This is a genomic window from Billgrantia antri, from assembly GCF_017868935.1.
GTDB classification, from domain to species: Bacteria; Pseudomonadota; Gammaproteobacteria; order Pseudomonadales; family Halomonadaceae; genus Halomonas; species Halomonas antri.
The window spans coordinates 701,984-728,432 of the sequence record NZ_CP053383.1 but is presented as its reverse complement, the minus strand read 5'-3'; the positions used below and the strand labels follow the sequence as shown (position 1 = coordinate 728,432).

Annotated in this window: 28 protein-coding genes; 13 read left to right on the top strand and 15 right to left on the bottom strand. The window is 63.3% G+C overall.

The features are described 5' to 3' along the window. Positions 1-35 precede the first annotated feature (35 nt). Both HNO53_RS03420 and HNO53_RS03415 read left to right on the top strand, forming a co-directional pair. The gene (locus HNO53_RS03420) at positions 36-224 is read left to right on the top strand and encodes a DUF3008 family protein (RefSeq protein WP_209476271.1); all 189 of its coding nucleotides are present in this window, start codon (positions 36-38) and stop codon (positions 222-224) included. Between the two features lie 74 nt (positions 225-298). Next, a complete protein-coding gene (locus tag HNO53_RS03415) occupies positions 299-1,768 on the top strand; it encodes a dihydrolipoyl dehydrogenase (protein WP_209476269.1) in 1,470 nt (489 codons plus the stop codon). 6 nt (positions 1,769-1,774) lie between these two features. Here the strand turns inward: HNO53_RS03415 and HNO53_RS03410 are convergent, their stop codons facing one another. Both HNO53_RS03410 and HNO53_RS03405 read right to left on the bottom strand, forming a co-directional pair. Then, positions 1,775-2,950 carry a GGDEF domain-containing protein gene (locus tag HNO53_RS03410; protein WP_209476267.1) on the bottom strand — a complete coding sequence of 392 codons (1,176 nt, stop codon included), beginning with the start codon at positions 2,948-2,950 and terminating at the stop codon, positions 1,775-1,777. Between the two features lie 164 nt (positions 2,951-3,114). Next, positions 3,115-5,787 carry an AsmA family protein gene (locus HNO53_RS03405; RefSeq protein WP_209476265.1) on the bottom strand — a complete coding sequence of 891 codons (2,673 nt, stop codon included), beginning with the start codon at positions 5,785-5,787 and terminating at the stop codon, positions 3,115-3,117. 296 nt (positions 5,788-6,083) lie between these two features. Here HNO53_RS03405 and HNO53_RS03400 point away from each other — a divergent pair, with 296 nt between their 5' ends. From HNO53_RS03400 to HNO53_RS03365, 8 genes are all read left to right on the top strand, one after another. Then, positions 6,084-6,395 (top strand): hypothetical protein, encoded by a 312-nt coding sequence (locus HNO53_RS03400; protein ID WP_209476263.1) that lies wholly within the window; start codon positions 6,084-6,086, stop codon positions 6,393-6,395. 42 nt (positions 6,396-6,437) lie between these two features. After that, positions 6,438-7,436 (top strand): NADP-dependent oxidoreductase, encoded by a 999-nt coding sequence (locus tag HNO53_RS03395; protein ID WP_209476262.1) that lies wholly within the window; start codon positions 6,438-6,440, stop codon positions 7,434-7,436. A gap of 289 nt (positions 7,437-7,725) precedes the next feature. Then, positions 7,726-8,037, top strand: a complete 312-nt coding sequence (locus HNO53_RS03390; protein ID WP_209476260.1) for a hypothetical protein — start codon at positions 7,726-7,728, stop codon at positions 8,035-8,037. Positions 8,038-8,195: 158 nt separating this feature from the next. Further along, positions 8,196-8,378 (top strand): hypothetical protein, encoded by a 183-nt coding sequence (locus HNO53_RS03385; protein ID WP_209476258.1) that lies wholly within the window; start codon positions 8,196-8,198, stop codon positions 8,376-8,378. Between the two features lie 174 nt (positions 8,379-8,552). After that, on the top strand, positions 8,553-10,265 hold the full coding sequence (locus tag HNO53_RS03380; RefSeq protein WP_209476256.1) for a methyl-accepting chemotaxis protein: 1,713 nt from the start codon (positions 8,553-8,555) through the stop codon (positions 10,263-10,265). Positions 10,266-10,345: 80 nt separating this feature from the next. Continuing rightward, complete coding sequence (locus HNO53_RS03375) at positions 10,346-11,155, top strand: AraC family transcriptional regulator (RefSeq protein ID WP_242597525.1); 810 nt, start codon at positions 10,346-10,348, stop codon at positions 11,153-11,155. Positions 11,156-11,228: 73 nt separating this feature from the next. Beyond that, the gene (locus tag HNO53_RS03370) at positions 11,229-11,843 is read left to right on the top strand and encodes a LysE family translocator (RefSeq protein WP_209476254.1); all 615 of its coding nucleotides are present in this window, start codon (positions 11,229-11,231) and stop codon (positions 11,841-11,843) included. 87 nt (positions 11,844-11,930) lie between these two features. After that, positions 11,931-13,247 carry a glycerophosphodiester phosphodiesterase family protein gene (locus HNO53_RS03365; RefSeq protein ID WP_209476252.1) on the top strand — a complete coding sequence of 439 codons (1,317 nt, stop codon included), beginning with the start codon at positions 11,931-11,933 and terminating at the stop codon, positions 13,245-13,247. Between the two features lie 21 nt (positions 13,248-13,268). On the opposite strand, the gene HNO53_RS03360 is transcribed toward HNO53_RS03365, so the two are convergent. Beyond that, positions 13,269-13,697, bottom strand: a complete 429-nt coding sequence (locus tag HNO53_RS03360) for a nuclear transport factor 2 family protein (RefSeq protein WP_209476250.1) — start codon at positions 13,695-13,697, stop codon at positions 13,269-13,271. 166 nt (positions 13,698-13,863) lie between these two features. Next, positions 13,864-14,253 (bottom strand): HIT family protein, encoded by a 390-nt coding sequence (locus tag HNO53_RS03355; RefSeq protein WP_209476248.1) that lies wholly within the window; start codon positions 14,251-14,253, stop codon positions 13,864-13,866. Between the two features lie 709 nt (positions 14,254-14,962). Between HNO53_RS03355 and HNO53_RS03350 the strand changes: the two genes are divergently transcribed. The 3 genes from HNO53_RS03350 (at position 14,963) to HNO53_RS03340 (ending at position 16,880) form a co-directional block, all read left to right on the top strand. Continuing rightward, positions 14,963-15,859: a diguanylate cyclase gene (locus tag HNO53_RS03350; RefSeq protein ID WP_209476246.1), complete on the top strand. Its 897-nt coding sequence runs from the start codon at positions 14,963-14,965 to the stop codon at positions 15,857-15,859. 264 nt (positions 15,860-16,123) lie between these two features. Then, positions 16,124-16,501 (top strand): septal ring lytic transglycosylase RlpA family protein, encoded by a 378-nt coding sequence (locus HNO53_RS03345; protein WP_209476244.1) that lies wholly within the window; start codon positions 16,124-16,126, stop codon positions 16,499-16,501. A gap of 139 nt (positions 16,502-16,640) precedes the next feature. Beyond that, positions 16,641-16,880, top strand: coding sequence for a hypothetical protein (locus HNO53_RS03340; RefSeq protein ID WP_209476242.1), 240 nt, complete (start codon positions 16,641-16,643; stop codon positions 16,878-16,880). A 200-nt stretch (positions 16,881-17,080) separates the two neighbouring features. Here the strand turns inward: HNO53_RS03340 and HNO53_RS03335 are convergent, their stop codons facing one another. From HNO53_RS03335 to HNO53_RS03285, 11 genes are all read right to left on the bottom strand, one after another. Next, entirely contained in the window at positions 17,081-17,830 is a 750-nt protein-coding gene (locus tag HNO53_RS03335) for a DUF72 domain-containing protein (protein WP_209476240.1), read from the bottom strand. A 93-nt stretch (positions 17,831-17,923) separates the two neighbouring features. Continuing rightward, positions 17,924-18,457 (bottom strand): histidine phosphatase family protein, encoded by a 534-nt coding sequence (locus tag HNO53_RS03330; RefSeq protein WP_209476238.1) that lies wholly within the window; start codon positions 18,455-18,457, stop codon positions 17,924-17,926. Continuing rightward, positions 18,444-19,487, bottom strand: a complete 1,044-nt coding sequence (locus HNO53_RS03325; protein WP_209476236.1) for an MBL fold metallo-hydrolase — start codon at positions 19,485-19,487, stop codon at positions 18,444-18,446. The genes HNO53_RS03330 and HNO53_RS03325 overlap by 14 nt, the downstream gene beginning before the upstream one ends. Further along, positions 19,484-20,530 carry an ABC transporter ATP-binding protein gene (locus tag HNO53_RS03320; RefSeq protein ID WP_209476234.1) on the bottom strand — a complete coding sequence of 349 codons (1,047 nt, stop codon included), beginning with the start codon at positions 20,528-20,530 and terminating at the stop codon, positions 19,484-19,486. Before HNO53_RS03320 ends, HNO53_RS03325 begins: the two co-directional genes overlap by 4 nt. Further along, entirely contained in the window at positions 20,518-22,218 is a 1,701-nt protein-coding gene (locus HNO53_RS03315; RefSeq protein ID WP_209476232.1) for an ABC transporter permease, read from the bottom strand. The genes HNO53_RS03320 and HNO53_RS03315 overlap by 13 nt, the downstream gene beginning before the upstream one ends. 2 nt (positions 22,219-22,220) lie before the next feature. Continuing rightward, a complete protein-coding gene (locus HNO53_RS03310; protein WP_209476230.1) occupies positions 22,221-23,207 on the bottom strand; it encodes an ABC transporter substrate-binding protein in 987 nt (328 codons plus the stop codon). An 86-nt stretch (positions 23,208-23,293) separates the two neighbouring features. Then, positions 23,294-23,635 carry a zinc ribbon domain-containing protein YjdM gene (locus tag HNO53_RS03305; RefSeq protein WP_209476228.1) on the bottom strand — a complete coding sequence of 114 codons (342 nt, stop codon included), beginning with the start codon at positions 23,633-23,635 and terminating at the stop codon, positions 23,294-23,296. 72 nt (positions 23,636-23,707) lie between these two features. Then, a complete protein-coding gene (locus tag HNO53_RS03300; RefSeq protein WP_209476226.1) occupies positions 23,708-24,175 on the bottom strand; it encodes a GNAT family N-acetyltransferase in 468 nt (155 codons plus the stop codon). After that, positions 24,176-25,039: a glutathione-dependent disulfide-bond oxidoreductase gene (gene yghU, locus HNO53_RS03295; protein ID WP_209476224.1), complete on the bottom strand. Its 864-nt coding sequence runs from the start codon at positions 25,037-25,039 to the stop codon at positions 24,176-24,178. Between the two features lie 137 nt (positions 25,040-25,176). Then, positions 25,177-25,809, bottom strand: coding sequence for a LysE family translocator (locus HNO53_RS03290; protein WP_209476222.1), 633 nt, complete (start codon positions 25,807-25,809; stop codon positions 25,177-25,179). Positions 25,810-25,887: 78 nt separating this feature from the next. Then, positions 25,888-26,328, bottom strand: coding sequence for a hypothetical protein (locus HNO53_RS03285; RefSeq protein ID WP_209476220.1), 441 nt, complete (start codon positions 26,326-26,328; stop codon positions 25,888-25,890). Positions 26,329-26,449 lie beyond the last annotated feature (121 nt).

Here is a 26,449-nt window from a genome sequence, read left to right as displayed (position 1 = left end):
AGGGGTCAAGTATTAGCTCAGGGAGGAACCAGATCATGCCCGCTAAATCCGAAGCCCAGCAAATGGCGGCAGGCGCTGCTCTTGCTGCCAAGCGTGGCGAAAAAAAGGTCAGCGAACTCGAAGGTGCATCAAAGCAAATGTACGAATCGATGGACGAAAAGGAACTCGAGAAAATGGCATCGACCAACCGCAAGGACAAGCCCGCTCACAACCGCAAGTCGTAATCGCACCGCAGTGGCCGCCTCCTGCAAGCAGCGTCTAGGCTTTAGCCAGATGCCAGCAAGCCGGGAGACGAGTCATGCAGGAACGCGAGGTCGATATTGCCGTGATCGGGGCCGGCACCGCCGGTCTCAGTGCCTGGCAGGTAGCCAGGCAGTATCATGACCGGGTAGCGCTCATCGAAGGGGGCGAACCCGGTACCACTTGTGCCCGGGTGGGCTGCATGCCGTCCAAGCTGTTGATTGCCGCCGCCGACTCGGCCCACCAGGCCCACACGGCGGCGGGCTTCGGCATCGAGATAGGAAGTATCGGTGTCAATGGCCGTGACGTGATGGAACGCGTCAGGCGTCAGCGTGACGCCTTCGTCGAGAACGTACTCGAGTCCATGCAGCGCATCGAGCCCGAGAATCGGCTTTCGGGCCACGCCCGCTTCGAGGATCCGCATACCCTGCGCATCGGTGATGATCTTCGCCTGCACGCCCGCGCCATCATCATCGCGACTGGCTCACGTCCCCACTCGCCTAAGGCCTTCGCTCCTGCGGGCGATCGCCTGATCGACAGCGACGCCGTCTTCGAATGGGAGGATCTGCCCGAGTCGGTAGCCGTGTTCGGGCCCGGCATCGTCGGCCTGGAGCTCGGCCAGGCGCTCAGCCGTCTGGGCGTGCGCCTGCGCATGTTCGGCAAGAGCGGCTCGCTCGGCCCGTTCCAGGACCCGGCACTGCGCGACTATGCCGAACGCACCTTCAGCGACGAGTTCTACCTCGACCCGGCGGCTCAGGTCGAGGCCATCGAGCGGGACGGCAGTCAGGTCGCGATCACGTTTCTCGAACGCGACAGTGGGCATCGCTTGACCGAGCGCTTCGACTACCTGCTGGCCGCTACCGGACGTCGACCCAATCTCGACCGCCTCGATCTGCACAACGCCGGCCTGGCGTTGGACGACAAGGGGGTGCCCTACTACAACCGCTTTACCATGCAGTGCCGGCGCACCAACGACGAGAATGCCGGCAGCCACATCTTCATTGCCGGCGATGCCAGCCAGGAGCTGCCGCTGCTGCACGAAGCAAACCAGCAGGGACGCATCGCCGGTCACAACGCCGGCCGCTACCCCGAGCGCCGTGCCGGTCGCCGCAGCACGCCGCTGTCGATTGCCTTCACCGAGCCGCAGATGGCTACCGTCGGCCTGAGCCGCGACGAGGCGGCAAGCCGCTTCGGCTGTGACAACGTTGCCGAAGGTCAAGCCACTTTCGAGGATCAGGGGCGCGCAGTGGTGATGCGCCAGAACCGCGGCCTGATGCGCCTCTACGCCGAGCACGGCTCCGGCCAGTTTCTCGGCGCCGAGCTGTTCGGTCCGCGGGTGGAGCATATCGCTCACCTGCTGGCCTGGGCGCTGGAGCAGAAGATGGGCGTCGAGCGCATGCTGGAGATGCCTTACTACCACCCGGTGCTGGAGGAGGGCCTGCGCAGCGCCTTGCGCGATCTCAGCAGAACCCTGCTGCAGGGGCCGGCCATGACCGAACGCTGCCTCGAGTATGGCCCCGGTGGGTAGACCACTTCATGGCGAGGCATGGCACCAGCGCGCGCGCCCATCCTGCTTGGCTCGATAAAGCGCCTGATCGGCACGGCTGTAGACCTGATTGGCGGTGGTGTCGTGCCCCTTGGCCATGAGATTGAGGCCGGCAGAGACGGTGACATAGGCATGGGGGCCAGAAGGCGCCGGCTCCCCCATGGCTTCAACGCCAGCCAGCAGACGGTCGGCCATGTCGGCGGCTTGCTCGGGCGTTTCCGTGTGAAAGACCACACCGAACTCCTCCCCACCGAGGCGAAACACGACATCCTCACCACGAGAAAAGACGCTTGAGGCAATACCGGCGAGCCGCTTGAGCAATTCGTCGCCCTTGGGGTGACCGTAGGTATCGTTGTATGCCTTGAAGTGATCGACATCGAACAGCAGGAAAGCCAGCAGGCGCTTGTCCTCGTCGCGCCGCGCCAGTTCGCGCTCGAGCACCTCGATGAAGGTGCGGCGATTGTAGAGTCCCGTCAGCGGGTCATGACTGGCCAGTTCGTTGAGCTGTACGCTGACGGCGCGCAGCAGGGAAGTGGACTGCTTGCGATGGTGGACGTACAGGGCCATCACCGCTGCCTGGAACAGCATCACCACGGTAATGGTCAAGGCGCCGTCGAGCAGCATGTCACTGTCGCGCAAATTGGGCCCGAACCCCGAGGAGAGCAAAATATTGAGCCCCGCCGTCATGAGCAAGGTGCCGGCAAGCCCACGGCGTATATCGTCGAGCAGCAGGAAAGCCAGGGCTGGGTAGATCAGGGGCAAGGTCATCGTCAGTGGATTCTGCGCCCGAGTGAACGACAACCCCAGCAGCCCCAGGAAAAGGAACGCGTGGGTGACGTGTGCTGCCACAGGGACAGAGATGCCACGGCGCAGGCCGATAATGACCGACAGGGCGATCACCAGCCCCGCCGCATCGATGATCAGGCGTCCCGGTCTGGGCTCCAGTACGCCGGACAGAAGCAGCAAAAGGAACAGACCCCAGACCAGAACGCCGGTGCTCTGGACCAAGTTGAGCAGGGTGATGCGCAAGAAATCGGGGCAGCTCTCGTCAGTGCGCCCGCCCGACGTCATGAGGTCGCGCCAGAAACGACCGAACACTCCCCTCGGTGGGTCGATAGCTTTCGGCACATGGCTCTCCACCAGGATTCGTTCTGGCCGGTTCATTGATACCTCATGCATCACGATGCCCTCACGACTGGCCTCACAGCAGGCGAGGCCAGGCACAGAGTATCGTACCGTGGCGTTTAAAGCTTAATTCCACTGAGGCGGGAACCGCCGCTGTCGCGGCAATCATGGGCCTGAGGGGGGCGCATGAGCCAGGCGCCGGCTCACTCCTCGAACGCCGAGAGTGCTCGCTCGCAGCCCATGCCGACCTGCTCGCCATCTCCTGGGTCGACCCATGGCAAGATTGCCAGGGGCGGCGCGACGAGTGCGCCCAACAGCGACAGGGCACCACGCGCCACTAACTCCTCGGTGATGACGTTTACCTCCGGATCGCGCAGCGTGCCCTTCAGCTCTACCGGCGAGTTGCCGGTAAACAGCGTGGGATCCACATTATGGCCCTGGAAGGCCATGTCCATCCGCTCGGTGGCCAAGTTGATGGCCCCGGCCCCTTCGAAGTGGGCGATCTCAGTGGCCATGAAGAAGTTGGCCAGGTCGGCCAAGCCATCGTCGGCCACGAAGCGCACATAGGTGCACTCCAGTTGCACCTGTTCTTCTCCGGTGAGCGCTGCCACCAAGGCATTGGCCACGTTGAGCGGCAGCAGCTCCGCGGCAATGATATCCAGCCAGCCTTGGGACATGGCCAGCTCCAGCTCGCCATCGAGCCCGGCCATGACCTCATGCATGGAGCGGCCGTGATAGCGGAAGTCGCCGCGGCCACCGAACACCCCCAGGGTGTCGCGAGCCACATCGGGCAGACCGGCCTCGTCCAGCAGAGCGCGAAGATTAACCTGATCGAGGGCCAACTGCAGGTCGCCCTCCAGCGCTGCCTGGCGTGCATCCATGACCCAGGAGGCCCTGACTCGTCCGCCGCCGAGACCTACTAGCAGGGGGTCGACCGTCATCACGCCCTGCTCCAGTTCCAGCGCGAGCTCAAGATCCTCGAACGGCACATGCTCCGCCTGCACATCGCTCGCCTCGTAGTCCAGCACGATGTCGGTGTTGCGCAGCGCCTCGAGATTCCATGCCCGATCGGGAAACAACTTCCCCGTGCGACGCTCCTCCGCTTCCCATTGCCGCTGCTCGGCGGATTCCGTCTCGCTCGGACCGGTCTTCGGCGACATGCCGAACAGCGGCAGCAAGTCGTCCGCCTCCAGCTGTTGGGAAACCAGCGTCGCCCACAGCTTGGGGCGAGCGCCGAAACGCAAGCGCACGTCGCCTGCCACGTCACTATCGCCGAAACCACCGTCGAGTTCGTTAACAGTCAGCAGGTCGTCCTGATAGCGCAGGTAGCCGTTGACCCGGTACGGCGGCAGTTCGGGCAAGGCGATGCCCGTCAGTTCGGTGAGTTCCGCCGGACTGGGCCCCTCGAGGCGGAAGTTGCCTTCCAGCGCTTCGAGGGCGAAGGGCTGCACCACGCTACCATCGATCCATAGCCGGGTTTCACCGCTGGTCAGGTCACCGGAAATCGGATAAGGCGTATCGGCATGGGTGAGGTCGAGCAACGGTCCGATCAGCAGGTCGAAAGTGAAGGGTTCCTGCTCGTAGCGTCCTTCGCCTCCCAGATGGATGCGTCGTCCCTCTACGTTTTCGGTACGAGTGTCGGCACTGAACGAGAGCGCCAGGCCCCAGTGCGGGTTGCGGTAGTCCAGCGCGGTATCCTCGAACAGCAATCCCCCGTCCGTCACGCGAGTGTTCAGGTTGCCATTCAGCGTACCCAGCCGACCGAGACCGAGCGGAGCGAGCGCCGCGGTCAAATCGATGCGATCGAGCTGCGCCTGCAGATCGGCCACCAGGCGCTGCTCTTCCACCTCGAGCCAGCCCTGGACGTTCAGCGAGCGCGGTGTCTCTTCATCGAGCTGCTGCAACGCCTGCAACCGGGCGATAGAAAGCCGGCCCTCCTCCAGGGTCACGCTCACGCTCAGATCGTGAAGGCTCTGGCCGGCATAGTGCAGCCGCCCGAGCGACAGATCGAGATCGGCCTCGAACGCCTCCATACCCTCCAGCACTTGAGCCGCGCGGCGACCCCAGGTCTCCTGCGGCGTCCCGTCCTGTGGCGAGGCAACTTCCTTCTCACTTGTCTCGAACAGCCCCCAGCGATCAAGGTCGAGTGCATCGCCGTCCAGTTCGGCGGCCACACGGGGAGCATCACGGCCAAGATCCAGTGCCAGGCGGCCTTCCAGGCGACTCTCGCCGATACGCCCCTGAAAGGCTTCGACACGGCCTCGGCGCTCTTCCAGCTCCAAGTGCATCCGTCCCTGGAGCTGGACCGAGGCGTCCTGGGCATGCCCCTTTCCGTGGACTTCCAGGCTCAGTTCGTCGACGCTCTCTCCGAGAGTCTCGAAAGCGATGTCGACGTCGACGTCCCGGGCGGCATCACGATAGAGCAGCCGGCCCTGCTCAATCGCGAACGCCTCGGGCCAGAGCGGGCTTGCCTGTTCCTCGGTCGGCTCCTGGTCGAGCAGGTCGCTCACGTTGGTAGTGCCATCCTCGCGGCGCAGCAGGCGGATCTGCGGCCGGATCACGCCGATCCGCTCCAGCTCGAGCTCACGCTGGAGCAGGGCACCCACGTTCAGCGTTACCGTCAGCTCATCGAAGCGAGCCATCGGCTCTTCGGCCCACCGTACGTTGGCCACGCGCACCTCGCTGAGACGCAGGGTCAGCGGCACGCCCCAGTCGATGCCGTGATCAACGATCACCACCTCACGCCCCAGCTGCGCGCTGGCCTGTCCTTCCAGCCAGCCGCGAAACCAGGCGGATTCCAGGAACAGCACCGCGGCTGCCAGCACCAGCAGCACTACTCCCAGCGTTATGGCAACTCTCCGAGTGATTTTTTTCACCCTACCTTCCATGGGTTGTGACTGGACCAGTCTCCTAACCATGGTCAGAGATGTGAAATAGGTCCAACCCTCCCTCGGTCACCGCGGCAGCGCACCCCACTCCGAACCAGCGACACGGCGTTGGCACCGTTAGAGCGATCCGACGAACGACCATCGTCCCTTAGCAAGCCTTCACACTCGCTAACCTGTGCCCGGGCGATAAAGCTTCTATGCTGAAGGCATGGACGTCTCGACCGTGTTACCACGGTTAACAAGGAGAGTCAGCGGGATGTTCCCTGCCGGAACGGGAGGTTCACATGAAAATCTACAAGCCGGAATGGCACTGCACCTTCACCGTAAACGAGGCCGCCGCGGCATCGGCCGGCTGGCGCTCGAGGCTAGCCTGGCGGCTCCGACGCTGGGCCGACAGGCTTGACGGCAAGGGCCGCACGGTAACGATCGAATGCAACATCGAGCCCACGGTAACAGCCGAAGAGATCGATACCTGTTTGGTCAAGGGGTTTGAGGTTACCCACTCGCTCCTCAACCAACTGGCCCAGCAGGCAGCCTGCGAAAACGTGATGCGGGACGCCAAGGCCGAACTCTTCGAACAAGGGCCGCCGCGCTGACGTCGACGCGGCCCCCAGGAAGTAATGCGTCAAGGAGCTGACATGCAGACACGCTATTTCACCCTTCGCGACTACCCCCAAGGTATGCCGCCGAGAGAGCTATTCGAACTCCATCACCAGGAACTGTCGGCCCTGGATGAGGGTGAGGTGCGCATTCGCAACACTTGGCTCTCGGTAGATCCCTACATGCGTGGTCGCATGAGTGGCGTCAAGACCTATGTCGCACCGTTCGAGCTGAACGCTCCGCTGGAGGGCGCTGCCATCGGCGAGGTGGTCGAGTCGCGTCATACCAGTTTCAGAGCCGGCGACAAGGTCCGCCACATGGCAGGCTGGCGGGACGTGGCCCAGCTCAAGGGTGATGTGCTCGAGCCCCTGCCCGATATGGACGTACCCGACCAGACCTTCCTGGGTGTACTCGGCATGCCGGGGATGACGGCCTGGACGGGGCTCAACCTCATCGCCCACCTGCGCGAAGGTGACAACGTGCTGGTCAGTGCCGCCAGCGGCGCCGTGGGTTCGCTCGTCGTCCAGCTGGCGAAGGCCAAGGGCGGCACCGTGGTCGGCATAGCAGGCGCAGCAGACAAGCTGGAATGGTTGGAGCAGCACGGCATCCACGCCGTGAGCTACAAGGGCAAGGATGCTCGGCAGCTCGGTGACGCGCTAAGGGACGCCTGCCCCGAAGGCTTCGACGTCTACTTCGAGAATGTCGGGGGCGATTGCCTCGAGGCCGCGTTGGACAACCTCAAGGTCGGGGCGCGTATCGCCATCTGCGGCCTGATCTCACGCTATAACAGCGAAGCCCCCGACCGGGGACCGAGCAACCTATCGAACCTGCTGGTGCAGCGCGCCCGCATGCAGGGCTTCATCGTCGCCGATCACTGGACCGAGTACCCCCATTTCCTCGAGGAGGTCGGTCCCCGTGTCGCTCGCGGCGAGATCGACTACGCGGAAACCGTCGAGGAGGGACTGGAGCGTACCCCCGACGCCTTCCTCAAGCTCTTCGAGGGCGCCAATCGCGGCAAGATGCTGGTACGGCTTTAGATGGCGGCCCCGTCCTAGCCAACCTCGATCTCTTTTTTCTTCGCGCTCGCCGCTCAGCTTTTTCCCCCTCTTGCCGATAAGGTATCGAGAGGCGCCTTTTCCACTCAGCCGAACGCCCCATACCCTTGGGCTGAAAAGCATGGTACCTATAGCTGAGAGCATGGCGAAACGGCACAGCCCGTGAAAGTCCCGTATAAGTTTAGTATATTAAGAAAGTAGTCTTGTCGAATAAGCGGAGCCGAACATCACGATCGATCATTCATAACCCAAGCCAGTGCAGGAGGTACTCATGCGAGTCTACAAACCTGAGTGGCGGTGCACGTTCAGCGTCAACGAAGGCAAGGAAGAGACGAGCGGCTGGCGCGAACGCCTGGCCTGGTTCATGCGCAGCCTTGCCGACAAGCTGGATGGACATGGCAGAACGATCAAGATCGACTACGACCTGACCCCTCACCTGAGTCGCGAAGAGGTGGACATCTGTCTCGGCAAGGGCTTCGCCGTGACCCAGAGCCTGCTGACCCAGCTCGCCCATCAAGCTGCCTGCGAAAACGTCATGCGCGAAGCCAAGGCCGAACTGTTCGAGGAGCACCCGCAGCGCTGAAACCCTGCTACACGACAACGAACCACGCCCCATTCGGCTATGCCGGCTGGGGCGTCTTTGCATCGGCAGCAGCGACGGCATGATCGTTACAAATTTGATGCTGCAACGCAGCAAAAAGCGTCTACGCTGGTGGTGTAGTCCTATAGGAGGGCCACCACATGACACAGACCTACCATGCTGCCGCTCGCTACGACGACGAAGTGCTCCGGTTCTGGGCCGCCCTTGCTCTCCAACAGCAGGCCGCCCAAGAAGCGATTCACCAATACTTGTGTGACAAGGCTCAGCAGACCATCCCATACCCAAGCCCTGGGGCCGGGAATAACCAAGGGTCGTTTGAGTAAAGAAGACAGATAGAACAAGTTTCTTGCCTGTTCCTATGCACAAACAGGATTGGCGTCGCTCGTTCCATCAAGAAATTCATTTCCTGGCCGATGCTACACGCGCGCTGCAGCTAAGTTGACTTAACATCAGGCTTGACTGCGCCCCTTATCATTGGTTGAACAACAGGAAAAAGAATGACTCTGACCATCAAAGCAAGGCTGGCTCTGCTTTGCACCCTCCTCGTCGGCCTCTTGGTTGCTATCGGCGGCCTCGGTCTTCACGCCTTGAACAGCATGGAACGCTCCATGGCAACGCTCTATGAAGAAAGCCTGATACCGACACGTCAGCTGGGGCATGTCAACGCGCTGATGCGAGACAATCAGATGCTTCTCGGCATGCTTTCGAGCCATGATCCGCGCCTGGAGGAGAGTAACCAATACGAAGATGACACTTCCACTTTTCTTGTACGCATTCGAGAAAACTCGGCAAATATCAGTTCCATATGGAATGAATATAAGCAATCCAACTTAACACCGGAGGAACTTGAACTTTCAGCACAGTTCGATGAATTACGCTCGCGCTTCGTTACCGAAGGTCTCGGGCAGGCCATGAGCCTCTATGAACAAGGCGAGTATCGTCGTGCAAACCTGGCAATGTATCGGACGGCAACCCCTCAATTCTACGCCGCCAACGAGCCGCTTCGCGCCCTGATCGAGATGCAGGATAGAGTGGCCGACGAACTCTTCTCCGAGGCGCAGGCAACCGGTGTCATGAGCCGTAACATCAGCCTCGTGGCGATGCTGCTCGCCCTGCTCGCAGCCGCTGGGCTGGGTTGGTGGATCACGCGCTCCATCGACCGTCCGCTCAAACGCATGATGGGCTACTTCTCTCGCATGGCGGAGGGCAAGCTCGACAATGAGATACGGGTAGATTCACGCGACGAGATTGGTCAAACGCTGCAGATGCTGGACCGCATGCAGGCCAAGTTACGCCAGCTGATCCTGTCGATCCAGCAATCTTCGGACAGCATCGCTACCGGTGCCGCACAGATAGCGGCCGGCAATACCGATCTATCCCAGCGCACGGAAGAGCAGGCCTCGAGCCTTCAGGAGACCGCCACCAGCATGGAGCAGGTCGCCAAATCGGTTAAGGGAAACACCGAACATACCGCCCAAGCCAACGAACTGGTTCAGCTGACCAGCGATTCCGCCACTGCCGGCGGTGAGAAGACCGGGCTGGCAGTCGCAAAGATGCGAGAGCTGGGCGAGAGCTCCGAGAAGATCAACGGCATCATCTCGGTCATCGAGAGCATCTCCTTCCAGACCAACATACTGGCGCTCAATGCCTCGGTTGAAGCCGCTCGGGCCGGTGAGCAGGGGCGCGGCTTCGCCGTGGTTGCCCAAGAGGTCCGTAAGCTCGCCCAGCACTCCGCCGACGCCGCCAAGGAGATCCAGCAGCTGATCAGCCTGAATGCGGATATCGTCCAGGAGGGCAGCCAGTACGTGGACGAAGCCGGCGCTGCCATGCGGGAAATTCTCGACCGCGTACAGAAGGTTTCGGCACTGATGGAAGATGTCGCCCTGGGTTCCGAACAGCAGAACGCCGCCGTGAGCCAGGTAAGCATCGCCGTGTCGCAAATGGACGAGGTCACCCAGCAGAATGCAGCCCTGGTGGAACAGACCGCCAATGCCTCTGCCTCGTTGGAAGAGCAGGCAAACGAGCTGCAGCGCTCGGTCGAGACTTTCGATGTCGGTCAAGGCTCGATATCGAGCGAGACACACACAGGCGCCAACTTGACCCACGCTGAGGCTCGGCAGAGACTACCTGTTGATCCCAAGCCCAAGGGAGGCCAGGCGCCCAAAGGGGAGCGCAAAGAGAAGGAAGCTTCTCCTTGGGAGTCATTCTGATGCTTGAGTCGTCCCAAGAGAGGGGCTGACTCGACTGCGGCCGGGCCTGACGACCCGGCCGCCCGGCGGGAGGACACGGGTTGAAACAGGGCCATCACGTCATCGCTCACGCCACGGGCATCAGGGGCCTGGTGGCGATGAGCCTGGCGTCGGACCGGGTCTTTCCCCGTCACTCCCATGACCAGTACGGCATCGGCGTCGTCACCACCGGCGGACAGCGCTCCTGGAGCGATATCGGTCGGGTGGACGCCGTGGCCGGCGACATCATCACGGTCAACCCGGGCGAAGTGCATGACGGCGCACCTCTCGGAGGAACCCGGCGAACCTGGCACATGCTCTACTTCGATCCGGCGCTGGTTCGACAGTATGTCGGGGAGCCCGCCTCCCCGATCGCCATGACTCGCCCCGCGCTCAATGACTCGCTGCTTCTCACGCTGATGCAGCAACTGTTTTCTCGGCTAGTCACGGGATCAGGGGACATTCTCAGCCTGGAGGAAAGCAGTTGCCAACTGCTCGGAGCGGCCTTCACTCGCCATGGCTCGCGCCGCCTGGATAGCCTGCATTTTGCCAAGGGCAATATCGCCAGGGTACGCCAGCGCCTCGACGACGCTCCGCAACAGGCCGTCACCCTGAGCGAGCTGGCCGAGATGGCGGGCCTGAGCCGCTACCAACTGCTACGCAGCTTTTCCCGAACACTGGGCATCACACCACACGCCTACCAACTGCAGCGACGAGTGTCGATGGCCAGGCAGTTGATCGCCAACGGCCGTTCGCTGAGCCAGGCTGCCCTTGATGCGGGGTTCGCCGACCAGAGTCACATGAGCCGGGCCTTCAATCGTCAGCTCGGGCTCTCCCCGGGGCGCTATCGCCACGCGCTCAGTCAGCCCTGAGGCTGCAATTTCGTTCAAGAACCGGCCGGCCGATAGCGACACGCTAGCTTCATATCACTATCGGAGCCTGATCATGTCCCTCGAATATCTCTTGACCTCATTGGTCGTCGTCGCATCTCCCGGTACCGGGGTACTTTACACACTTGCCACTGGCCTTGCGCGCGGCGTACGCGCCTGCATTCTGGCGGCCCTAGGCTGTACCCTCGGTATCGTGCCTCACATGCTCGCCGCCATTACCGGACTTGCCTCCCTGTTGCATGCGAGCGCCACGGCTTTTCAGCTCCTCAAGCTGCTGGGAGTCGCTTACCTGCTCTACATCGCCTGGAGCATGCTGAGGACGCGTGCAATGGCGCTCCCTGACACCGGCCAGGCGCCACCTCCCCTGCCGGCCAGGCGCCTGATCGGCAACGCTGTGCTGATCAATCTGCTCAACCCCAAGCTCACCCTGTTCTTTCTTGCCTTCCTGCCGCAGTTTGTCGATACCAGCGAGGCTCCGCTGGTCCAGATGTTCGGCTTGAGCCTCGCTTTCATGCTAATGACATTTGCGGTGTTTATCGTCTATGGCGTCAGCGCGGCAGCGGCTCGTCAGCGGGTCCTGGCGCGCCCGCGGGTTCTGGCCTGGCTGCGGCGCACCTTTGCGGCGAGTTTCCTTGCCCTGGCGGTGCGCCTGACGCTAGCGGAGCGCTAGCCCGGCTCGCTGCGCATGGCTACGCTCAAGTCTGGCTCCGGTCTACCTCCGGAGCTCACGCCAACAAGGAAGAAAGCGAGACACGCCATGAACAAGACACTCCCCACCCTGGTCTGCCTGGGTCTGCTGGCCACTGGTCCGGCGTTGGCCCAGGAGTCTACCGCCGATGCCCCACACTGGAATGCTGCCCTGCAGGAAGCCGCACGCCAGGTAACGCTCGGCCCACGCCCGCTCTTCCTGGTCAATGACATGAGCGGGGAAACCGAGCGTGAACGCGAACTCAAGGCCGAACTGCTCGAGTGCGCCACCCGGCACACCGACTGGCAGCCCTCGGCGCTTTCCATCGCCCACCGCGGCGCTCCGCTGCAGTTTCCCGAGCACACCCTGGAATCCTACCTAGCGGGCGCTCAGGGCGGTGCGGGCATTTTGGAGTGCGACGTGACTTTCACCAGCGACAACGAGCTGGTATGCCGCCACTCCCAGTGCGACCTGCACACCACTACCAATATCGTCGAGACCGAGCTGGCCGAGAAATGCAGCGTGCCACCGGAGATCGACCCGGAGAGCGGCGAGTTGACCAATGCCGCCGATATTCGCTGTTGTACCAGCGACATCACCCTGGCCGAGTTTCGTACCCTGCGCGGCACCATGGAGGGCGCCAATCAGCAAGCGCGCAGCCTCGAGGAGTACATGGCCGGCACGCCCGGCTGGCGTACCGACCTCTACGCCACGCGCGGCACCCTGATGAGTCATGCCGACAGCATCGCCCTGTTCAGAGAGCTAGGCGTAAAGATGACGCCTGAACTCAAGGCCCCCGAGGTGGAGATGCCCTTCAACGGCATGAGCCAGGAGGAGTACGCACAGAAGCTCATCGACGAGTACAGGGCCGCCGATGTGGCGCCCGGCGATGTCTTCGCCCAGTCATTCAATCTCGATGACGTGCGCTACTGGATCGAGAATGAGCCCGAATTCGGTAAACAGGCGGTCTATCTGGACGGACGCTACGATCACGAGGGTTTCGACCATGCCGACCCCGACACCTGGTCGCCGAATATGGAGGAGTTGGCCAGCCAGGGTGTGCGCATCCTGGCACCGCCGATGTGGATGCTGCTCGAGGCCAACCCGGACGCCGGGAAAGACGAAAGCCGTCTCGTGCCTTCCGTATACGCCCAGCGTGCCCGTGAGGCGGGTCTAGAACTGATCACCTGGACCCTCGAGCGCTCGGGCCCACTGGCCGAAGGCGGCCAGTGGTACCATCAGACCACAGAAGACGTGATACGACGCGACGGCGACAAGCTGGTCACACTCGATACGCTGGTCCAGGACGTCGGAGTCACTGGCGTGTTCAGCGACTGGCCCGCCACCGTGAGCTTCTATGCCAACTGCATGACACAGCGCGACTGAATGCCTTGGCCGGCGGACCGCTCAGGCTGTCTGCTGGCCTTTCGTCCAACTGCATCGCCAGTCCGCCGGGGAAGCGGATTTAGTGAAATGCAGCGAGCGCACCCGCCACTCCCCGTTTTTCCGCTGCCACAGTTCGCTGAAGTTCAGGCGATACCGAACCCGATCGTCCTCGACGATTCGCCCCTCCCCATAGATCGATACGACATCGCCCAGGGGCATCAGCTCCAAGACGAGATCTTCAGCCTGACTGCGTCTGCCAAACCAGCGGTCTGCCGCCACGGCTTCGGCAATCTCGCCGAGTTGGTCCAGCTTGCCCCGCAGACCCGCTTCATCGATCAGGACGAAATCGTCGAGCTGAATGTGATCCATCCGCCCGACGTTTCCATCGACATAGGCGGCGTACCATTGCCGCCGGGTCTCCAGCAGTTTTTCGTGCACCATGTCCTCCATAAGCCCAGCTCTTGGACGGGTCCTGCCCGCCGTTGTTTCAGCGAGCTTAGGAAGCTCCCCATACTAGACCAGAGCCACGGAAGTACTATCAGACATCGGCGCCAAAGTGTGTAAGCCATGGCGTACAACGAGGCAGCGATGGCCATGCATAGCCGCTACGACCGGCTTAGAGGGCCGCACGAATACGATCGGCGTTCTCCGCAAGCTCCTCCGGTCGCGCCTGTGGCAATCCTTCAAGGCGAATATCCTGCATGGCATCGATCGGTACCAGATGCAGGTGCACGTGAGGGACTTCGAGCCCTACGATCATCATTCCCACGCGTTCGCAGGGAAAAGCCTGCTTGAGCGCCTTGGCCAGTGCCTGCGACACCGTCATGAGATGCGCACTCAGCTCGCTCGGCATGTCGTCCCAGTGATCGATCTCCTCACGCGGGATCACCAACAAGTGGCCAGGTTTCATGGGATTGAGGGTCATGATGGCCACGCACTGCTCGTCGGACCAGACGAACTCACCGGGCAGTTCACCATGGATAATGCGACTGAAGACACTTGCCATTTCGGTTCTCCCTGTCAGGAAAGGCAAAGGGTAGGGTATCGCACGCAGTCTCGTCCGAGCGACGTTTTCGATCTATTTACTTCCGCACCGAGGCTTGGCCAAGAGGAAGGTCATGGGGTTCTGTCGCGCCCTCTCATGGCGGGAGCAGCCCGCTTGGCTCCATGCCGCGGCTTCTTTTCGCCGCCCTGTGTCGCCAAAAGCAGACTCTCAACAAGCTGATTTTACTGCATTTTCATTAAATGGTGAGATTAGCGTCTCCAATCGGCAACATTTTCACGTGCCAACTTAGGCTCTTTCTTCCCTTACTGCCTCAAGCGTCGCACGAAAGTATTACTAAAACACTGTTTTTAAAAAAGAACGTGAATAATGGCACCATTCTCGCTTACTTACTTGCAACGGCAAGACATAGCGAGTGAGGCAATAGCAAGATTGATCACCGCTCGCCAACTAGGCACTTGCAGCGTCACGGACTGACGCACTTCGGGTGAATCCCGGCGAGCAGGATGCATTCGCCTCCACCGGCCTAAGGCACGCTCTTGCGATGAGTTTGCACTATCCTTTAGTTCCCTGCGTACTTGGGCCGCTCTGCGGCCCTTTTTTTAGCCGCAAGATACGCAGCGAGACGCAAGGATGCCGTGAGCGCTAGCTGGTCAGTGTCGCCACCCTGTCTCGGGCATTGCCCAAACGGTTCAGGAATGAGACGAACGCCATGCAGATGAAGCCCAAGTCTCCGCTGAGCAGTTGGACCTCTCTCACCGCTTGTGCGTTGGCGGTTGCCCTGCTGCTGGACGCTGCGCTCTCCCTTAACGGCCTGGTGCCGGAACAGGCAGCCCTCTTCCCTAGTGCTGTCGCCTCCCTGGAAGCGGTAGCGAGAAACGTGCTGCCTTCCGGAATGGCGCTTGCCGGCTTCGCCAGCGGCATCGTCCTCGCCATGGCCGTGATCATGCTGCCGATGCACCAGATCTATCGCTCCCGCGAAGCTCGACTGTTGCAGGAGCGCGAGCGCCTTGCGGCGCAGAATGCAAGACTCGTTCACCAGGCCGCCAGTGACGGCCTGCTGGGCATCGCCAACCGCCGCGAATTCGAGCGTGTGCTGAAATTGGAGTGGCGCCGGGCGGCTCGCGAGCGTCAACCGCTCAGCCTGCTGATGATCGATATCGACTGTTTCAAGCGCTTCAACGATACCTACGGCCACCAGGCCGGCGATACCTGCCTGCGCGGAGTAGCCGACGTGCTTCGCAGCGCTGCCGCACGTCCGGGCGACATGGTGGCGCGTTATGGTGGTGAGGAAATGGTGGTGCTGATGCCGCATACCAGCATGGAGGGCGCCATGCGCATGGCCGAGCGCATCCATGCCATGCTGGCAGAGCGAGCCCTTTCCTTCGCCGCCTCTCCCGTCGCACAGCATGTCACCGTCAGTATCGGCGTCTCCTCGATGCTGCCGGTGCGCAATGGCAATCGCTCGGTGCTGGTGCAACAAGCCGATGAAGGGCTCTACGCGGCGAAGGAAGCCGGGCGCAACCGCACGGCGGTAGTGCCGAACCTGCGGCTCATTGGTCATGACGAGGAGCTGCGGACCTGGACTCACCGCGCCCAGGGAACCTGACCCGGCATACCCCAGGCGCTCCTACCACCCGACCCGATTTCCGCGGCATGTCACGCCGCTCACCTACGGCCGGCCCCGGCTCACAACGCAGCACCGAACCGATCAGTGCCCATCGCCGCCCAACGCGACGGCTTCTCCCGTGAACGGAATCGAAGCGTACGACACAGGTTGCCCTGATCGTCCATGACAGGTAGTATCCATAACGCTCACCGGCACCTCATCGATGAAAGCGATAACCGCCACACGATAACCTGAGGTAATACCATGGGAGCTCGACTCAAGACGTTGCTCGCTTGTTGCCTGGCAGGATGGGTTGCGGTATCCACCGCCAATGTCCTGGCCCACGAGGCCGAAGTCCAGGAAGAGGGTATCGCCTCCTTCTACAGCGACCGCTTTCAGGGCGCCACCACCGCCAGTGGCGATGCCTTCGATCAGCAGGCCCTGACAGCCGCCCACCCCAGCCTTCCCCTCGGCACCAAGGTGCTCGTGACGCGGGCAGACACCGGGCAGGAAGTGGAAGTGCTGATCAATGATCGCGGCCCCTATATCGAAGGACGCATCATCGATCTCTCCAAGCGTGCTGCACGCGAACTCGGTATGCTGAGGCGCGGCACGGCACCGGTCATGGTCACCGTGCGATAAGCCTGCGATTCACCTCGACTCGTCATGCCTCTCCGCCTGGGCTTCAGTTTGTCCTGCCTGTGCCGATATTCCCCTCGAAGCGAGCGGCCAAGACCGCCGCTGAGCCCTTCGGTTCCAAATGGCGCAGGGAAACGTAACGATGCATGAATCGATCACACCGGCACTCTCGCCGGGCGACGCCACAGAGCCACCGAGCAAACAGGCGCTCTGCAAGCGGCTGGTCATGGCCAAGACCCAACTCGACCGCCTCGAGAGGGATGGCGCCAGCAAGGACCTCACCGCGCTCAGTGCGGCACGCATCGAGTTCGCCCTTGCTTCGCGGGCACTGGCCGACGAGCTGATGGCTCAGGAACTACCCGACGAGCCCGCCCCTATCTAATCCTGTTTCCAGCGCGAGGCCGACGAGGGTATCGGGCCGGCTCCGCTGCGACACATCCCGGCCGTTACCAGTGTCCGCTGAACTCTCTGTCGGTCGGCGTGTGCGCCCCTTTGCGCAGGTGGCTATCGGAAACTTTCGCCTCGATCAGTTTCGCCAGCAGCGTCAGCGATTCCTGCCAGCCGACAACCTTAGCCCCTGGCTCATTGCCTGTCCTGCACGTAGCGTCTCAAGTCGAGAGCATTGCGCGGCGCATGGGCCTTCTGATCGTTGTTGAAGTAGGCATAGACGTCATGGCCATCGTGCAGCAACTCGGCGATACGCGTTGCCTCGGCCACGAGATACTGACGCGAATAGCTGCCTGCATACCGCTTGCCATGAAAGCGCAGGTAGGTCCAATCGGCGGTCAACACCCGAGGATGGCGCTCCAGCATGTCATGCAGGCACAGCGCCGCACTGTGACGGCGCAGAACCTCATACACCTCATCGTTGAGCCAGTCAGGATCGCGCAGCTCGACGGCCCAGCGATACTGCTTCGGCGCCTCGGTGAGAAAGGCGTCCAGCCGCTCCGGCCGTGCCTTCCAGTTGGGTGGCAGCTGCACCAGGATCGGGCCTAGGCACTCGCCGAGCCGCCGTGCGACCTCGAGGAAGGTGCCAAGGCTCTGCTCCGGATCCTTGAGACGCTTCATGTGACTGCCGTAGCGGCTGAATTTCAGGGCGTATTCGAAGCCGGCTGGCGCTGCCTCCTTCCACTTGTCGAAGGTGCCTGCCTGGGGCAGGCTATAGAAGGTGTTATTGATCTCTACCGTATCGAACCGCTCGGCGTAATGGCCGAACCACTCGTCCTGGGTCAGCGCGTCCGGATAGAAGCGCCCCTGCCAATGGCGATACTGATAGCCGGATGTACCGATGCGTAACCGTCCCTGGCGCTTGCGCTGCGTGGTCTGGTTCATGGATCCCTCCATGCGACGCAGATGAATGTCCCTCCAGTGTGGCAGTTATCTTGTTCGCATTCCGTTATTGGCCGATCGTTCGCTACCGAACGTTCACCCTGTGTAGCGCGTGACCTGCCACCCCAGCAGGCCGGGTATAATGAGTACAGGAGTGGCGTTGAGCAGGCGTGGGCCGTTCGGGGTGCCGGCCAACTGCGCGCGGATGACACGAAAGACGCCCGAGTGGGCCACTACCAGCGGTATCTCCGCGCTTGCCAGCACGCCGTTCAGCGCGGTCAGCACACGAGCCTGGAAGTTCGCCCAGCTCTCCCCGCCGGGCGGGGTGGCCTCGTAGGGTGGCTGCTGCATGAGCGGCAACTGGTCCAATCGACCCCAGTCACGCTCGTCGAGCCCATTCAGGCGCATCGCTTCCTGGCCCGGCACCGCCAGCTCCGCTGTGCGCCAGGCGCGCTGCAGCGTACTGGTCACGACCCGGCTCCAGGGTCGGTCCAACCACACGGCAGCCTGTCGCGCCTGGGCCTCGCCCAGTGCCGTCAACGGCACGTCGCTGCGTCCGCCGATGCGATGCTCGCGGTTGAGCCGCGTTTCACCATGGCGAATGAAGACGAAAGGCCTAGCCAGCAGCATTGCCGCCCTCCTCCGACAGGGCCAGCGCTTTCGATGCCGTCAACGACTCGCTCACCTTGCTTACCTCGGAGGTAAACAGGGGGAGCACCTGTCTGGCGCCCAGCTGCCGCACCAACGCCCGCATATGGGAGAGTCGCAGGTGGACGTTCCAGCGCAGCCAGTCGACTTCCCCGGCGGCCCTCTGGCGCTGCCGCCGGGGCGTGAGATAGCCCGTGTGCAGAAGACGGTGCATCGGCCAGTCCTGCGGGTCGTCGTCGCGGTCCGCCACCAGCCATAGCATGGGAGAATCCAGGCGGGAAACATCGAGCAGCCGGCGGATGGCGGCGTCATGTCCCTCCCGGCGCAGCGCGCGGGGCAGCCGCAGCAAGGCCTCGAGCCCTGCGCGGCAAGTGTGATCCATGTTCCAGCTCACCTCCAGCCGCTCGGCCTGGGCATCGAGCCACAGCGCCATCTCGAGGGCGCGACCCGATACGGGCACCGGCAACACCCAGGGCTCGGTCAGCCGCTGCGCGATGGCTTCGCGACACTGCGCCTGGGGCGTGTCATAGCGGCCGTAGGAAGCGTCCAGCAGGGCAACGCGAGCCGGCGGCGGTTCATCGAAGGGGAAAAGCAGCGATTCGAGGCAAGCATCGCCGCTGTAGAAAACGCCGCCGCCTACGCCGAGATGCAACCACACGCCGCCAAGAGAATGTCCCGCCTGTCCGGTGGTCACCGGGATGCCCGCGATGCAGCACTGGCCACGCTCGGGTAGCGCTCGCCACTCGCGGTCGCTGGGCAGCGCCGCCGCCACCGCGGTCGTGCAGTAGAGCGGCAGTTCGGCAGGCAGCGCCGATACCCCGCCGATATGGTCGAAATGATCGTGGCCGATCAGCACGGCATCGACATCCAGCCCTTCGGCCCAGGCCATCGACTGGCCCGGATGCAGGGCACCGCCGGCGTCGAGCAGCAGGCGACTGCCCTCGGCCTCGACCAGGATGGCGGCGGGAGCCTTCTCGCCCAGCCCGCTGAGCACCTCGACATGCAGGCTCACGCGTCGGGCTCCAGGCACCAGCCCTCGCACAGGGTCAAGGCTACCGGCTGTCCTTCGCCCAGCGCCGTGGCGTGGTAGGCGATTAGCGTCTCGCCACTTTCGAGGCGAAGATGCAGCTCGTAGCGTTCGCCGCGGAAGGTGACGCTTTCCACCCGCCCACGCAGATCCTGCGACGATGGGGAAGCGGGATGCACTCTCACGTGCTCGGGGCGCACCAGCACCGACTGGGTGCGCTCGGCAGGTACGGCAGCGAGCCCGCGCATCAGCGCGGCCTCCTCCAGACGCTGGCCAGGCCGCCCGGCAGCCACGCTCAACAGGCTGCCCTGGCCGATGAAGCTGGCCACCCAGGCGGTTCGTGGCTGGCGATAGAGCGTTTCGGGAGTGGCCCACTGCGCCAGCCTGCCTTCGCGCATGACCGCGATGCGATCCGCCAGCGCCATGGCCTCACTCTGGTCGTGGGTCACGTAGATCATGGTGGCCCGGGTGCGGCGGTGGAAGTCGCGAAAGCTCTGCTCCATGGCCGCGCGCAGGTGACGGTCGAGGTTGGCCAAGGGCTCGTCGAGCAGCACGACGTCGGGATCGGTGACCAGGCAGCGTGCCAGCGCCACGCGCTGACGCTGGCCGCCGCTGAGCTCCTGCGGCGACCGCGCGGCGTAGGATGCGAGGCCCACCAGCGCCAGCGCCTGGGCCACCCGGCGCCGGTAGCTCTCGCCATCCAGTCGGCGCAGCTTGAGCGGGTAGCCGACGTTGTCGGCCACGCTCATGTGCGGCCACAGCGCGTAGGACTGGAACACCATCGCCATGTTGCGCTGCTCGGGCGGCACGTGATGCTCGCGGCTGGCCAGGGTGCGCCCACCCAGGCGGATCTCGCCCTCGCTGAGCGGCTCGAAGCCGGCCAGCATGCGTAGCATGGTGGTCTTGCCGCAGCCGCTGGGGCCGAGCAGCGCGACTAACTCGCCCGGTGCCACGTCCAGCGAGAGCGCCTCGACGGCGCTCTGCTCGCCGAAGCGTTTGGTGACGTGATCGATCGTCAGCCCTGCCATGGCACGACCCCCTTGGGCAGGCGCGGCGCCAGCAGGCTCAGCGCCAGCATCAACGTGGCGACCATCAGCACCACCAGTACGGAAACCGCGGCGGCCAGCACGCTCTCGCCGCCTTCGTCGAGGTTGAAGATCAGCACGCCCAGGGTCTCGTTGCCGGCGCTCCACAGCAGCGCCGAGACGGTCAGCTCGTTTACCGCCAGCAGGAACACCAGCAACCCACCCGCGAACAGCGCCGGCGCCACCAGCGGCAGCACGATGCCGCCCAGGCGTCGCCAGGGGCCGGCGCCAGCGAGCTGGGCCGCTTCTTCCAGCGAGGGATCGAGCTGGGCAAGGCCGGCGGCCACCGGCTTGAGGCACACCACCAGGAAACGCGCCAGATAGGCGACGAAGATCAGCCCCAGGGTGCCGTAGATCGCCACGTTCACCACGGGAATGGGCCGTACGAAGAGCAGTATGCAGGCCACCGCCAGCACCACGCCGGGCAGCGCATAGGGCAGCTCGATGGCGCTCAGCGCCAGGCTCTGCCAGCGCTGGGGCAGGCGCTGCAGGCGATAGGCCAGCGGCAGGCTGCACAGCATCAGTACCACGGCGGCGCTACCCGCCAGCCACAGGCTGTTGCTCACCGCACGCCAGGTCACCCCTTGGCGGCCGATCACCTCGTGGTAAGCACTCAGGGTGACGGTCTCCCAGCTCAGCGGCACGCCCATGGCCGGCACCAGCGAGCTCACCACCAGCGCCGCCAACGGGGCGACGAGGATGGCCAACAACAGGGCCACCAGCAGCGCGGTCACTCCACCCCGCCAGCGTCCCAGCGAGAAATCGTGCGCCCGCCCGGAGTGCCCCACCAAGCCGAACCGGCTGCGCTTCATCCACGCTTGTTGCAGCGCCACGCCGGCCAGCGCCAGCACGCCGATCAGCAGCGACAGCGAGGCCATTTCGGCCAACACGCCGGTACCGAAGCTGGCCATGCGCTGATATATCAGGGTCGGCAGCACGTAGTAGCCCGCAGGAATGCCCAGCATGGCGGGAATGCCGAAGTTGCCCAAACTCGAGATGAACGCCATCCCTCCCCCTGCGATCAGGCCGCTACGGGTCACCGGCAGGATGATCTGCCCCCACACCTGGGCCTGGCGAGCACCACTGATGCGCGCCGCCTCGACCAGCTCGCGGGGCAGCGAAAGCAGCGAGGTGCGAAGCGCCAGGAATACCAGCGGCGCGCTCTGGATGCCCAGCAGCAGGGCGATACCCTCGGCCGAGTAGAGCGGCTGGGGACTGCCCAGGGGCGGCGCCATGCCGATGCTTTTCAGCAGCGGGCTGGCGGGGCCGAACAGCTGCAGCCAGCTGAGCGCGGTGACCTGAGGCGGAATCATCATCGGCAGCATGAAGCAGAACACCAGCCAGGCCTTGCCGCGAATGTCGGTGAGGGTGATCACGAAGGCGAACAGGCTGCCGAGTGCCAGCGCGATCAGCATGCCCAGCCCCGAGGTGTAGAGGCTGCGCGCGAGCGCCCGCCAGGTGCTCTCGGCCTGCAGAACCCGCCATAGAGGTGATTCGCTGCCCTGGGCCAGGTCGCTCAGCGCCTCCAGCAGCAAGCGCAGGCTGGGCGCCAGGCTGAGCGCCACGATGACGAGCATGAGCAGGGTGAGCAGCCAGCGGTGCTGGCTGCTATCGGTGAGGCCCGGTGACATACTCAGCTGCCGAACAGGTCGCCGAAGCGCTGCTTGAGTTCGTCTTCACGGGCCAGAGCGCTCTGGGTGTCCAGCGGCATCAGCGCGATGTCGTCACGGGCGGGAAAGCCCGCCGGCGGGGCGACAGCGGGATGCGCCGGCAGATAGCCCTGCTCGCTGACCAGCTCCTGGCCTTCGCGGGAGAGCACGAAGTCGACGAACTTCTGTGCGGCGTCGAGGTTCTTGGCCTCCTGCATGATGGCGACCGGTTCGGTCACCGCGCTCACGCCCTCCTCGGGGAACACGAAGGCCACCGGCGAGCCCTTGGCCGCTTCGCGAATCGGCAGGAAGTCCACCACGACGCCGTAGGGCTTGGTACCCGCCGCCACGGCATTGAACACGCCGCCGTTGCCGCCCTGGGCCTCGACACGATTGGCCTGTAGCGCTTCGTAATAGCTCTCGCCCAGCTCGGGGTTGGACTCGATGGTCGCCATGTGAATCAGCGCAGCCCCCGAGTAGAGCGGGCTGGGCATGGCCACCTGCCCCTCGTATTCGGGCTGGATGAGGTCCTGCCAGCGCTGCGGCCGGTGTTCGGCCCCGGTGTTGTAGACGATCCCCGTGGTGATCAGCTTGGTGCCGTAGTAGTAGCCTTCGGAATCGTACAGCTCGGCATCATAGGCCTCGCGCTCCGGGCTCTGGTAGGCCTGCAGGTGCCCTTCCTGCTTGAGCGACTCCATGGTCATGCTGTCGGCGATCAGCAGCACGTCGGGGTTGCTGACGCCGGCGGAGAGTTCGGAGCGCAGGCGAGTCATCAGCTGCGTGGTACCGTCGCGTACCCACTCCACCTCGATACCGGGGTGGGCCGCCTGGAAAGCGTCGACGGTCTGCTGGGCGTCGCTGTTGGGTTGGCTGGTATAGAGCACCAGCTTCTCGTTGCCGAGGGCGGGAAGTGCCAGGCCGGTGAGTACCACGGATGCGGAAAGAGCGGTTACCAAGGGACGCTTCAGCATGAGCCAACCTCCGATGAGTGTGTTCCATCGATGGTACTGCCGTTCGCTTACAGCTCAGTGACAGTTGGCTTTCCTGCCTATTTACGTTACGCCTTCTTGACGAACTCCGACTTCAGCTTCATCGGCCCGAAGCCGTCGATCTTGCAGTCGATGTCGTGGTCGCCCTCGACCAGGCGAATGCTCTTGACCTTGGTGCCCACCTTGACCACCGACGAGCTGCCCTTGACCTTGAGATCCTTGATCACGGTGACGCTGTCGCCATCCTGCAGCACGTTGCCGTTGGCATCGCGTACCACCTTCTCGTCGCTGGACTCTGTCTCACCCGACACACTCGACCACTCGTGACCACATTCAGGGCAGGCGTACATGTCGGCCACTTCATAGGTGTATTCGGAATGACAGGCGGGGCAGTTCGGCAGCGCGCTCATGGGGCTTCTCTTGGGCAGGTTTCGCGGAGCGCGAAGCATGCCAGAGCGCCCCGGGGGTGTCCAATGAGCATCCTATTCACTTTCCGGACCTGGCAGGCCCCGGGCATAGAACGCCATGCTTTCGCTGCAGCGAAAACCGAGATTCTGGTAGAAATGGGCCGCAGGGATTTCCCTCCCCGTGGCCAGGTACACCGCGCGAACGTCTCGCTCGGTCAGCTCCCGCTCCAGAGCCCGGTAAAGCTGCGAGCCGATTCCCTGGCCCTGCCGATGCGAGGCAACGCACATTTCTCTCAAGTAGAACAGGTAGCCTTCCAGATAGGGCTCCAGATTACCCAGCAGAAAACCTGCGGCCGCATTGCCTTCGCCCGGTGTCACCACGCCGACGAAGCCGGGCGATTCGTGAAAGTGAGCCAGCCGAGCCAGGGCGCGTTCGAAACCCCACGGCTCGCTCCATGGTTCGGCAGAGAACACCTGCGCGAATAGCGTCGCGCAGGCTTCCAGGTCGCGGGGCTCCAGCCGTCTTGGCGCGATGACAGTCACCTAGCGCTTATCCTGGGTATTGGTCTCGAAGTCGCTGGCGTCGTGGCGCTCATGCAGCTGCTGCTCCAACGGGCCGAAGGTACGGTTTACCATGCGCCCGCGCTTGACCGCCGGCCGGGCATCGATCTCCCTGGCCCAGCGCTGCACGTGCTCGTACTCCTGTACCTGCAGGAACTCGCCGGCATCGTAGACGCGACCCAGCGCCAGCTGCCCGTACCAGGGCCAGTTGGCGATATCGGCAAGGGTGTAGTCGTCCCCGCCGAGATAGCGACTCTCGGCCAGCCGCCGGTCCAGTACGTCGAGCTGGCGCTTGGTCTCCATGGCGAAGCGGTCGATGGCGTACTCTATCTTGGTCGGCGCATAAGCGTAGAAGTGGCCGAAGCCGCCGCCGAGATACGGCGCACTGCCCATCTGCCAGAACAGCCAGTTCAGCGTCTCGGTACGTCCGGCGGAATCCCGGGGCAGAAACTCACCGAACTTCTCGGCCAGGTAGAGCAGGATCGAGCCCGACTCGAATACCCGGGTGGGAGGTGTAGTGCTGTGATCCATCAAGGCCGGGATCTTGGAGTTGGGATTGACCTCGACGAAGCCGCTGCCGAACTGCTCGCCCTCGCCGATGCGGATCAGCCAGGCGTCGTATTCGGCGCCCGTGTGGCCCCGCGCCAGCAGCTCCTCGAGCATGATGCCGGCCTTGACCCCGTTGGGCGTAGCCAGCGAGTAGAGCTGCAGCGGATGCTTGCCGACCGGCAACTCCTTGTCATGGGTAGGGCCGGCGATGGGCCGGTTGATGCTAGCGAACTCGCCGCCGTTTGCCTTTTCCCACTTCCACACTTTCGGCGGCACGTACTCGTTTTCTTGGCTCATGAGTGCTCCAGAACGCAGAGTGTCGAAGCGCCCACTCCCCGGCGGGAAGAGGGACGCGTGCAGTAGGGGAAAGATAGCGTGTTAACGTTCGAGCTTCGAGTCGGCCTTGAAATGGCCGCATTCCCACACGCATGGGTTCACCTGTTGGCGCTCGAGGCGATCAACGCTCCCCCAGCACCCAGGAACAAGCCCCCGGTAGTGCGGTGAAACGCCCGCATCCTGCCGGGGCTATCGAACCAGCGACCCAGTCCCGAACCCAGGGTGGCGTAGAGCGTCATCAAGGTCGTATCGATGACCAGCCAGGTCAGCGCCAGGATGACGAACTGGACCAACTGCGGTTCGCCGATGGTGATGAAGTTGGGAAACAGGGCGGCAAAGAACAGCAGATCCTTGGGGTTGCCGATACCCACCAGGAACCCCTGGCGGAACATGGCGGGAACCGATTGGCCCTTCACTGCCGCTGGCGCCTCGGCCAGCGGCGACTGGGGCTTTGCCAACCAGGCCTGCAATCCCAGATAGATCAGGTAGGCGCCGCCCAGCAGCTTCAGCACGAAGAAGGCCGTTTCCGAGGTGGCGAGTACGGCACCCAGCCCCAAGGCGGAAAGCGTCATCAACACCAGGGAAGCCACCCCGCCACCCAGCACCGTGGCGAAAGCCCGGTGCCGGCCGAAACGCAGGCCATGCGTGGTGCATAGCAGTGCCACCGGCCCAGGAAAAATGATAAGGGCCGTTATCACCCCGACGAAGGTCATCCAGGTCCACCACTCCACGGGTCATCTCCTTGTAGATTCGCCAAGACTCCAGTTGCGGGTCGCTCGCCACGACAATGCTCGAGATTACCGCGCAGGTTATCGCTGTGCCTGAGTCGACAATACTTCCCGGTGCATGTGCTGCAAATAGGTCAAGTGGAGAAAGGGCACCAGCAGCGGGCTGGCAAATACGCCCAGGGCAACGATGATCCCCCACTCCGGCAACTCCCAGCCGAAGGCGACCAGGCAGAATAGCATCAGAGAGACACTCACTAACCCGGCGCCCAGGCTGGCGGCCCGCCACCACCAGGTGAGCCGCGGCCGTCGCGCCAGGTATGCCATCGCCACGCACCATAGCCCAACGATACCCATAAAACCGACGAACACGAAGAGCATGATTGCCAGTTCCTCCACGCCCCAGTAAAACCCTACCGTGCTCAGCAGGGCCAGTCCGGCGAGCAGGCAGAACAGGCTCACCGGCAATGCCAGCAGGAGCATTTCGGCAACTATCAGAATACGGTGGAGCGATTCCTTTCTCATGTCGTTTCCCGCAAACATAACGCACTGAAAATTATCGCAGTACCTCCCCCATGCTCAGCGACCAGGGGCTTGGTTTCATTACCGTCTTACTTTACTACCTTTAGAAAATACCGTTCCCCGA

Excerpts from the sequence above, each read along its gene's own strand:
- HNO53_RS03420 (WP_209476271.1), top strand. The coding sequence starts at position 36 with ATGCCCGCTAAATCCGAAGCCCAGCAAATGGCGGCAGGCGCTGCTCTT.
- HNO53_RS03415 (WP_209476269.1), top strand. The coding sequence starts at position 299 with ATGCAGGAACGCGAGGTCGATATTGCCGTGATCGGGGCCGGCACCGCC.
- HNO53_RS03410 (WP_209476267.1), bottom strand. The coding sequence starts at position 2,950 with ATGAACCGGCCAGAACGAATCCTGGTGGAGAGCCATGTGCCGAAAGCT.
- HNO53_RS03400 (WP_209476263.1), top strand. The coding sequence starts at position 6,084 with ATGAAAATCTACAAGCCGGAATGGCACTGCACCTTCACCGTAAACGAG.
- HNO53_RS03395 (WP_209476262.1), top strand. The coding sequence starts at position 6,438 with ATGCAGACACGCTATTTCACCCTTCGCGACTACCCCCAAGGTATGCCG.
- HNO53_RS03390 (WP_209476260.1), top strand. The coding sequence starts at position 7,726 with ATGCGAGTCTACAAACCTGAGTGGCGGTGCACGTTCAGCGTCAACGAA.
- HNO53_RS03385 (WP_209476258.1), top strand. The coding sequence starts at position 8,196 with ATGACACAGACCTACCATGCTGCCGCTCGCTACGACGACGAAGTGCTC.
- HNO53_RS03380 (WP_209476256.1), top strand. The coding sequence starts at position 8,553 with ATGACTCTGACCATCAAAGCAAGGCTGGCTCTGCTTTGCACCCTCCTC.
- HNO53_RS03370 (WP_209476254.1), top strand. The coding sequence starts at position 11,229 with ATGTCCCTCGAATATCTCTTGACCTCATTGGTCGTCGTCGCATCTCCC.
- HNO53_RS03365 (WP_209476252.1), top strand. The coding sequence starts at position 11,931 with ATGAACAAGACACTCCCCACCCTGGTCTGCCTGGGTCTGCTGGCCACT.
- HNO53_RS03360 (WP_209476250.1), bottom strand. The coding sequence starts at position 13,697 with ATGGAGGACATGGTGCACGAAAAACTGCTGGAGACCCGGCGGCAATGG.
- HNO53_RS03355 (WP_209476248.1), bottom strand. The coding sequence starts at position 14,253 with ATGGCAAGTGTCTTCAGTCGCATTATCCATGGTGAACTGCCCGGTGAG.
- HNO53_RS03350 (WP_209476246.1), top strand. The coding sequence starts at position 14,963 with ATGCAGATGAAGCCCAAGTCTCCGCTGAGCAGTTGGACCTCTCTCACC.
- HNO53_RS03345 (WP_209476244.1), top strand. The coding sequence starts at position 16,124 with ATGGGAGCTCGACTCAAGACGTTGCTCGCTTGTTGCCTGGCAGGATGG.
- HNO53_RS03340 (WP_209476242.1), top strand. The coding sequence starts at position 16,641 with ATGCATGAATCGATCACACCGGCACTCTCGCCGGGCGACGCCACAGAG.
- HNO53_RS03335 (WP_209476240.1), bottom strand. The coding sequence starts at position 17,830 with ATGAACCAGACCACGCAGCGCAAGCGCCAGGGACGGTTACGCATCGGT.
- HNO53_RS03330 (WP_209476238.1), bottom strand. The coding sequence starts at position 18,457 with ATGCTGCTGGCTAGGCCTTTCGTCTTCATTCGCCATGGTGAAACGCGG.
- HNO53_RS03320 (WP_209476234.1), bottom strand. The coding sequence starts at position 20,530 with ATGGCAGGGCTGACGATCGATCACGTCACCAAACGCTTCGGCGAGCAG.
- HNO53_RS03315 (WP_209476232.1), bottom strand. The coding sequence starts at position 22,218 with ATGTCACCGGGCCTCACCGATAGCAGCCAGCACCGCTGGCTGCTCACC.
- HNO53_RS03310 (WP_209476230.1), bottom strand. The coding sequence starts at position 23,207 with ATGCTGAAGCGTCCCTTGGTAACCGCTCTTTCCGCATCCGTGGTACTC.
- HNO53_RS03305 (WP_209476228.1), bottom strand. The coding sequence starts at position 23,635 with ATGAGCGCGCTGCCGAACTGCCCCGCCTGTCATTCCGAATACACCTAT.
- yghU (WP_209476224.1), bottom strand. The coding sequence starts at position 25,039 with ATGAGCCAAGAAAACGAGTACGTGCCGCCGAAAGTGTGGAAGTGGGAA.
- HNO53_RS03285 (WP_209476220.1), bottom strand. The coding sequence starts at position 26,328 with ATGAGAAAGGAATCGCTCCACCGTATTCTGATAGTTGCCGAAATGCTC.